General features: G+C 67.2%; 7 protein-coding genes and 1 pseudogene. All 8 read right to left on the bottom strand.

The genetic code is table 11. The annotated features are described in order from the left end of the window. Positions 1 to 472 precede the first annotated feature (472 nt). Positions 473 to 1684: a D-alanyl-D-alanine-carboxypeptidase/endopeptidase AmpH gene (gene ampH / locus FG93_RS11070; protein ID WP_052513623.1), complete on the bottom strand. Its 1212-nt coding sequence runs from the start codon at positions 1682 to 1684 to the stop codon at positions 473 to 475. Between the two features lie 172 nt (positions 1685 to 1856). Then, entirely contained in the window at positions 1857 to 2837 is a 981-nt protein-coding gene (locus FG93_RS11065; protein WP_244448569.1) for a LytTR family transcriptional regulator DNA-binding domain-containing protein, read from the bottom strand. A 144-nt stretch (positions 2838 to 2981) separates the two neighbouring features. Beyond that, positions 2982 to 3863: an ABC transporter permease gene (locus FG93_RS11060; RefSeq protein ID WP_043234417.1), complete on the bottom strand. Its 882-nt coding sequence runs from the start codon at positions 3861 to 3863 to the stop codon at positions 2982 to 2984. Between the two features lies 1 nt (position 3864). After that, on the bottom strand, positions 3865 to 4182 hold the full coding sequence (locus FG93_RS33945) for an ABC transporter permease (protein ID WP_348270473.1): 318 nt from the start codon (positions 4180 to 4182) through the stop codon (positions 3865 to 3867). A 73-nt stretch (positions 4183 to 4255) separates the two neighbouring features. Further along, positions 4256 to 4795: pseudogene (locus FG93_RS33940) on the bottom strand (ABC transporter permease); the annotation flags it as partial. Then, positions 4795 to 5520 (bottom strand): glycerophosphodiester phosphodiesterase family protein, encoded by a 726-nt coding sequence (locus FG93_RS11050; protein ID WP_052513622.1) that lies wholly within the window; start codon positions 5518 to 5520, stop codon positions 4795 to 4797. The gene FG93_RS11050 and the pseudogene FG93_RS33940, both read right to left, overlap by 1 nt. Then, entirely contained in the window at positions 5517 to 6509 is a 993-nt protein-coding gene (locus FG93_RS11045) for an ABC transporter ATP-binding protein (RefSeq protein WP_200878095.1), read from the bottom strand. The genes FG93_RS11050 and FG93_RS11045 overlap by 4 nt, the downstream gene beginning before the upstream one ends. Continuing rightward, entirely contained in the window at positions 6506 to 7351 is an 846-nt protein-coding gene (locus FG93_RS11040; protein ID WP_052513621.1) for an ABC transporter ATP-binding protein, read from the bottom strand. The genes FG93_RS11045 and FG93_RS11040 overlap by 4 nt, the downstream gene beginning before the upstream one ends. Positions 7352 to 7354 lie beyond the last annotated feature (3 nt).

Genomic DNA, 7354 nt, shown 5'->3' with positions numbered 1-7354 from the left:
GCCTGCGCCCCCGTGTCCAATGAAGGGATCCCTATAGGAGTTACCCCCCTGCCCTCCGGTTCCGCCGTCGCCGCCATTGCCGCCCACCAGGCTGATCGTCTGGCCCGCTGTCAGCGATGTCCCGTAGAAATCGAGGCCGATGGCTCCGCCGCCACCGCCGCCGCTGCCGCCGCTGAAACTCCCCGCTGCCCAGAAGTGGGACGACTGACGCCATGCGCGCCACCCGCCCCTCCCTTCCCGCTCACTTGTCCCCGGGCCGGCAGCGCCAGCACGAGCGGCGCACACAGCGCGATCGGGCCAGCCACGGCGAGCAAGGCGCGCAGTATCGCCGTCGATGAGGCGAAGCTGTTCGACGCGTAGACAGGACGCAAGCCGGCATCCGTCGCGCGCGCCGCGGTTACCAGATTCACGTCTGTCCAGTGCCTCAATGACCCCGAGCCCTGCTCACGAAATCTTTCGAAGCCCGACCTTGCTACAGGCTCGCCGGCGCGAGTTCCGCCGCGAGCTCGCGCACGGCGGTCCGCAGCCCCTCGAACATGGCGAAGTCGACCTTGCTCGCGACGACGAAGATGCCGAGCCTGCGATTGGGCGAGAGCACGACATAGCTCATGAAGCCGCCGATGCCACCGCTCTTGCCGAGCAGCAGCGGCACGCGTACGCGCGCCGGGCTGACAATCCAGCCCAGCCCCATCCCGTCGGAATCCGTGGCCTCGACGCCGACGAGACGCGCGAGCCCGTCATGGGGCCGCCAGAGTGCATGCGCGAGCGTTCGCATCGGGCGCCCGGTCGCGTCGTCAGCCAGATGCCAGCGCATCCATTTCACCATGTCCTCGGCGGTTGTGTAGATGCCGGCGCTGGCCTGCATCACCTCGCTCGCCTCCCAGTTCGGATCGGGTTTGCCGAAAGGATCGAGCCCGGTCATCAGCCGGGGCTTCTGTGCCTCCGACAGACGCAGGACCGTATCCGCCATGGCGAGCGGCGCGGTAATGCGCTCGCGCACCAGTTCGGCAAAGGGCTTGCCGCCAGCCCTGCCGAGCGCATCGCCGAGCAGCCCGAAGCCGAAATTGGAGTAGATCGCGGTGGTGCCTGGGCGGTAGGCGGGGCGATGACCCGAGATCCAGTCCCAGTAATAGGATGACTTAAAGGTTACGAACGGGTTCTTCTCGTCTGCCGACGTTGCTGGATCGGCCATTTCGCGTGGCAATCCGGCCGAATGCGTCGCAAGGTCGAGCAGCGTGACCGGCCGATCATCGAAAGCCAGCGGCGCCTTGCCGGGCGGGGCGTAGCGACTGAGCGGAGCGTCGAGCGCGAGCTGCCCGGTTGCGGCCATCGCGGCAAGCACATCGGCCGCGAAGACTTTTGAGACCGAGCCGACGCGGACGATCGATTGGCCGTCGGGCTCCTTGCCGCTGCCCGGCGCGGTTTCGCCATAGCCTGCGATAAAACCGTCCTCGCCCCGGACGACGGCGAGGATCAGCCCGGGAGCGCGTGCGTTCAGGAACATCGCGACGCCAGCCATCGATGCCGCGTCCTGCAACGCCAGATCTTCGGCAATGGCCTGGCGCTGCCAGCCTGCAGAGAACAGGACGGTCAACAGGGAGCAGACGGCGAACCTTGCCGCCTTGTGCACCGGAACGCGTTTCGGGTTCGGAGCGGTGACGGTGCAGTGGCGGCGAAACGGCATGGGCGGAGCGTACATAGGTTGATCGGCCGCCTATCGGGTTCGCACCTTGACCGGGAGGCAAGCGGAATTCGACCAACCGACATGCCGGTTCGATGAATGCCGCTGCCGATCGGTTTCATCGTGAGAAATCGGTAAACCGGGAAGAGGCTGCTCGCCCAAAGCGACCAGGCGCTCAAATCCCGAGTCGCTGCCGCAATTCCTGCCGGTACGGGCGCGAGACGGGCCAGGAGTCAGCGAGCTGGCCGAGCGCAATCTTCCAGCCATCCCCGTCGCGCCGGTCGAGGCCGCTGACATGCTGCAGGTTGACGATCGCGGTGCGGTGGACGCGCAGGAAGGAGGCCGAAGGCAGCAGCCCGGTCCAGAGGGCGAGCGGGCGCAGGTCGAGAACCGTCGAGCCGTCCTTCAGCCAGACCTTCGCATAGTCGCGCGCCGACCGGACGCCGAGAATGGCCTGCGGCTCCACGCCGATGATCTGCCCCTGCCGACGCAGATGGATCAACGGCGCAAACGCCCTGGACGGATCGGCAAACGCCTGCTCGCTGCGATGGGATCCATAGCGCGCCAGCGCGATCAGCTCCGCGCATTGAAACAGCGCCCTGATATCGGGAGGCGGCCAGCGCCGGATCGCGGTCGTCGCGTCGAATCCGATGCAGGCGCGCAACTGCCCACCATGGAAGACCGGCACGCTGAGCACGCTCCGATCGCCCTGGCGCAGCATCTCGACCTGGAGCTGCCGGGCCGGGCGTGGCAGATCGGCGACCCGGTTGATCATCACGGCCTTGCCCGACACCAGGAATTGCTGCAACCAGGCAATCATCGTCACGGGCGTGTTCTGCAGATCCTCGACGAAGGATCGAACGCCCTGCCTGCTCCATTCATGGGTGTTCCGGAAGCGCAGCAGCGCGGTGTCGTACTCGAACATCCAGGCCCGGTCCGCCCCGGCGAGTTCGCCGATCTCGGCCAACGCGGCCGTGATCGCGACGTCGGCCGGCTCCTGAATCAGCCGCTTGGCCGTGCGATGGGGCCAGTCCGGCCATATCGTGTCGCTGCAGTCGGAGAACGAATAGGCCTCGTAGACGGCGTCAGGCAGATCGCCTGCCGGGATGCCTTCCTCCGCCTGCGCAACGACCTGCCAGCTGCCCGTGCCACGCACAGCGATTCCCCCCGCTGAATCCGCGCATTTGGCGGGGTCCGCAGTGCAGGCGCAACTGAAATATCGGCAGCGGCGCAACGAGCCGGAACGCTGGCGGCAAGCGGTCGGGGAAGGCGAGCGCTAGCGGCCGCCCCTCTTGTCCGCTTAGCGTGATTGCAGCGTCGGGTCGAGCCTGTCGCGGAGCCAGTCGCCGATGATCGAGATCGACATGGTCGTCAGAAAGATCGCCATGCCGGGCAGGATCGCGATCCACCACGCCGTGGTCAGATAGGCGCGCCCTGCCCCGAGCATCTGGCCAAGGCTGGTCAGGGGTGGTCGGATGCCGAGGCCGAGAAAGCTGAGCGAGGTCTCGAGCAGGATCACCTGCGGAAAGTTGAGCGTGAACTGAACGATCAGCACGCTCAGGATGTTGGGCAGGACGTGCCGGAGATAGACATGCCGCGCCGGAGCCCCGAGTGCGACCACGGCCGTCGCATAGCCCTGCGTGTTTGCGGCGATGACCACGCCCCGCGTCAGCCGCGCAAACACCTCCCAGCCATAGAACCCCATGATCGCGATGAAGAGCATGAAGCCGCCGCCGAACATGGCGATCAGCGCGAGCGCGATCATCATGAAAGGCAGCGAAGCCTGGACGTCGGCCAGCATCATGATCGCTTCCTCGACGAAACCCCGGAAATGCGCCGCGATGAAGCCGAGCGCGGTGCCGATCAGGGCGCCGATCAAAGTGCCGCCAAGCGCGACAAGCACGCTGAAGCGGATGGCGTAGATCAGGCGGCTCAACACATCGCGGCCGAGTTCGTCGGTGCCGAGCAGGTGATCCGTCGTCCCACCGAGGAAAACGGGCGGCTTGAGGCGCTTGAGCAGCGATTGCGCGCGGTAGTCATAGGGCGCCAGCCAGTCCGCGAAGAGAAAGACGACGACGATCAGCGCCAGGAAGACAAGGGCTGCGACGACGAGGACGGGATAGCGTGCTTCCGCTCGCACCGGAGTGTCGTCAGCCCGACGAAACGACCATTGCATCGCCATCTCAGGTCTCCGAACGTGCGGCGCGCATGCGCGGATCGATCAGGGTGTAGATCGCGTCGACCGCGAGGTTGGCGAGGATCATGGTGACCGACACCATGATCAGGATCGCCTGGACCAGAGCGAAATCGCGCGACGTCACGGCGTTGACCAGAAGCCGACCGACGCCAGGGACCGCAAACACCGTCTCCACGATGATCGAGCCCGCGACGAGATCGCCGAGCTTGAGCCCGATGATGGTGACGATCGGAATCGCGGCGTTCGGCAGCGCATGCCAGAGCACGCGACGCATGCTCGGCACGCCCTTGGCGCGGGCGGCCACGACATATTGCTTTCAGGACTTCGAGCATGGCCGAGCGGGTGAAGCGCGCGAATGTGCCCGCGAAATGTGTGCCCAGCGTCACGGCGGGCAGGATCAGGTGCAGGGCCGTCGCGTCTCCTGAACTCGGCAACATCCGCCAATGCAGCGAGAACAGCAGGATCAGCAGGATGCCGAGGAAGAAGTTTGGCAGGCTGAAGCCGAGCACGGCGAAGCTCATCACCAGCCGGTCCACCGGCCGATTGCGGTTCAGGGCCGCGACGATGCCGAAGCCGACACCGAGAACGAGGCCGAGCGTAAAAGCCGTCAGTCCAAGCCGCAGCGTATGGGGCAGCGCGCCTGCGATCAGTTCCACGGCCGGGCGCTGGTCGGAGAGCGAGAGGCCGAAATCGCCCTGCGCGATGCCGGCGAGATAGGAGACGTATTGCTGCCAGAGTGGTCGATCGAGCCCGAACTTCTCGCGGTAATGCGCGATGATCTCGGGGGAAGCCTGGTCCCCGACCAGCGCGTCGATCGGGTCACCGGACAGGTTCAGCGCGACGAAGGTCAGCGTCACGATCAGCCACACCGTGAGGAGGCCACGCGCCAGCTTGGTCAGGAAATGACGGCCCGGCATCACGACGCCACGCGGTTCTGTGCCCCGACGAGCAGGTCGGGGTCGTTGAGCAGCACGGCCTGCGGCGACTTTTCGAGGATGGCGGCAAGGCCAGCGGCATCGACATCGCCGACGCGGCGTCCGGTGCCGGTTCCTCCTGCCGTGACCCAGACGGGCACATGCCCGAGCAGCCCCGTCGCGACCGTTCCGTCGAGAGCGCCTTCCCAGACGCGGAAGGCGCTCGCTCCCGCCGCTGCGAAGTGACCCGGGTTCGCCGTGTCGGGCAGGAAGGCGAGCACCCGAATGCCGGGTGCCTGAAGCCTGGCATGGGCGACCTGCACAACGTCGCGCACGCCGATCCATACCCGCTCGCGCAGCCCTGCCCCGTCGATCACCGCAATCACCGCGTCGATGATCGCCAGATCCTGCGTCTTGACGTCGATCAGGGCCTGCCGATGCGGGCAGATCGTCGCCAGCGCCTCGGCCAGGGTCGCGAGCCGGATGCCGCCCGATCGCGCGATCGCGACCAGGGCCGCGTGCGTCGTTGCCGCGATGGCGGCGTTGCTGCCTGTGAGCCGCGCCAGATCCGGATCATGCGCGGCGATGACGACGCCGTCCGCCGTCAGGCGCGCATCGGTCTCGACGATATCGGCTCCGGCGGCGATCGCCGCGCGATAGGCCTCCAGCGTATTCTCCGGGTGGCGGGCGGAATGGCCGCGATGGGCGATGATGAGCGGCCGGTTCACGATGCTGCCCTCAATTCTTCGGCGAAATGGCAGCGGACGCTGCGGCCGCCCTCGACCTCCCGCAGCACCGGCATCTCGGCGGAGCAGCGCGGGCGGGCATAGGGACAGCGGGTGTGGAAATGACAGCCCGGCGGCGGCTTGGCAGGCGACGGAGGGTCGCCCGCGAGCCGGGCCGATCGGGCGGGCCTGGGCGCGGAGAGATCGGGAATCGCGGCCAGAAGCGCCATGGTGTAGGGGTGCAGCGGCTGCCGGTAGACCGGATCGGTCGGCCCTTCCTCGACGATCTGGCCGAGATACATCACGGCGATGCGGTGCGAGAGCTTCTTCACGACGCGCAGGTCGTGGGAGATGAAGAGATAGGCGATGTCGAGCCGCTCCTGCAGGTCCTGCAGGAGCTCCGTCACTTTCGACTGAACGGAAACGTCGAGCGCCGAGACCGGTTCATCGCAGACGATCAGGCTGGGCTTCATCGCCAGCGCGCGGGCGATGACGACGCGTTGCGCCTGGCCGCCACTGATCTGATGGGGAAAGTGTCCGGCCGCTTCAGGCGGGAGGGCCACCGCCTGCATCAGGCGCGCGACCTCGGCATCGCGACCAGCCCGGTCCCCGATCTCGTGCAGGTCGAGCGGTTCGCGGATCTGCCGGCCGATGCTCAGCCGCGGATCGAGGGCCGATTGCGGATTCTGGAAGATCATCTGGATGTCGCGGCGCTGTCGCTGCCAGTCGCCTGGACTCAATCCGGTGAGGTCACGCCCCTTGAAGACGATCTCGCCGCCGCTGGGGCGTTCGAGCCCGACGATCATCCGGCCGGTCGTGGACTTGCCGCAGCCCGATTCCCCGACAAGGCCGAGCGTCTCGCCGACCCGCAGCGTGAGTGAGACATCTTCGACGGCGCGGATCGTCCGCTGGGACCGAAAGAAGGAACGGCCGCCGCCGAAATGACGGCGCAGCTTCGAGACCCGCAGCAGCGGCTCCGGCAGTCCGCTCATGACGCAACCCGCTCGCGATAGACCGGCGCGGTAACGTCGAGGCGCGGCATGGCCGCCAGAAGCTCACGCGTATAGAGCGCTTCCGGCGCATGCAGCACGCGCTCCGCCGGCCCCGCCTCGACCACGCGGCCATGGCGCATCACGACGACGTCGTCGGCCATCTCTGCGACGACCCCGAGATCATGGGTGACGAACAGGATCGCCATGCCAAGCTCGGCCTTGAGCCGGTTGAGCAGGTCGAGGATCTGCGCCTGGATCGTCACGTCGAGCGCCGTCGTCGGCTCGTCGGCGATCAGCAGGCGCGGCTCGCAGGCCAGCGCCATCGCGATCATCACACGCTGGGCCATGCCGCCGGAGAACTGATGGACATAGGATGCGAGCCGCTGTGCAGGTTCAGGGATACCGACCATCCGCAACAGCTCGAGCGCCCGCGCCCGGCGTTGCGGCTCGGAAAGCGAAGTGTGCAGCCGCAAGGTCTCGCGCAGTTGCGTGCCGACCGTATGCAGCGGATTGAGCGAGCCGAGCGGATCCTGGAACACCATGCCGATGCCGCGCCCACGGATCGTCTCCAGCTCGCTCTCGCTGGCCAAGGCGAGATCGCGCCCCTCGAAGAGGATGCGCCCGCCGACGTGACGGCCGTTCCGCGGCAGCAAGCCGAGCACGGCCTGGCAGGAGACGCTCTTGCCGCTGCCGCTCTCGCCGACGACGCATGTCGTGGCGCCGCGGCGCACCGAGAACGAGACGGAATGGAGGATGTCCGAATAGCCGGCGGCGGTGCGGAAGCCGACCGTCAAATTCTCGACGGAGAGGAGCGGGTCGCTCCCCTCGCCGGTTTCCGTCATGCG

Source organism: Allobosea sp. LC85 (assembly GCF_000735605.1).
GTDB lineage: Bacteria > Pseudomonadota > Alphaproteobacteria > Rhizobiales > Beijerinckiaceae > Allobosea.
The sequence above is the reverse complement of the archived record's forward strand: the minus strand, read 5'-3'. Positions and strand labels throughout refer to the sequence as shown.

Bases quoted from the DNA above. Each gene is read 5' to 3' on its own strand.
- ampH (WP_052513623.1), bottom strand. From the start codon at position 1,684: ATGCCGTTTCGCCGCCACTGCACCGTCACCGCTCCGAACCCGAAACGC.
- FG93_RS11060 (WP_043234417.1), bottom strand. From the start codon at position 3,863: ATGGCGATGCAATGGTCGTTTCGTCGGGCTGACGACACTCCGGTGCGA.
- FG93_RS11045 (WP_200878095.1), bottom strand. From the start codon at position 6,509: ATGAGCGGACTGCCGGAGCCGCTGCTGCGGGTCTCGAAGCTGCGCCGT.
- FG93_RS11040 (WP_052513621.1), bottom strand. From the start codon at position 7,351: ATGACGGAAACCGGCGAGGGGAGCGACCCGCTCCTCTCCGTCGAGAAT.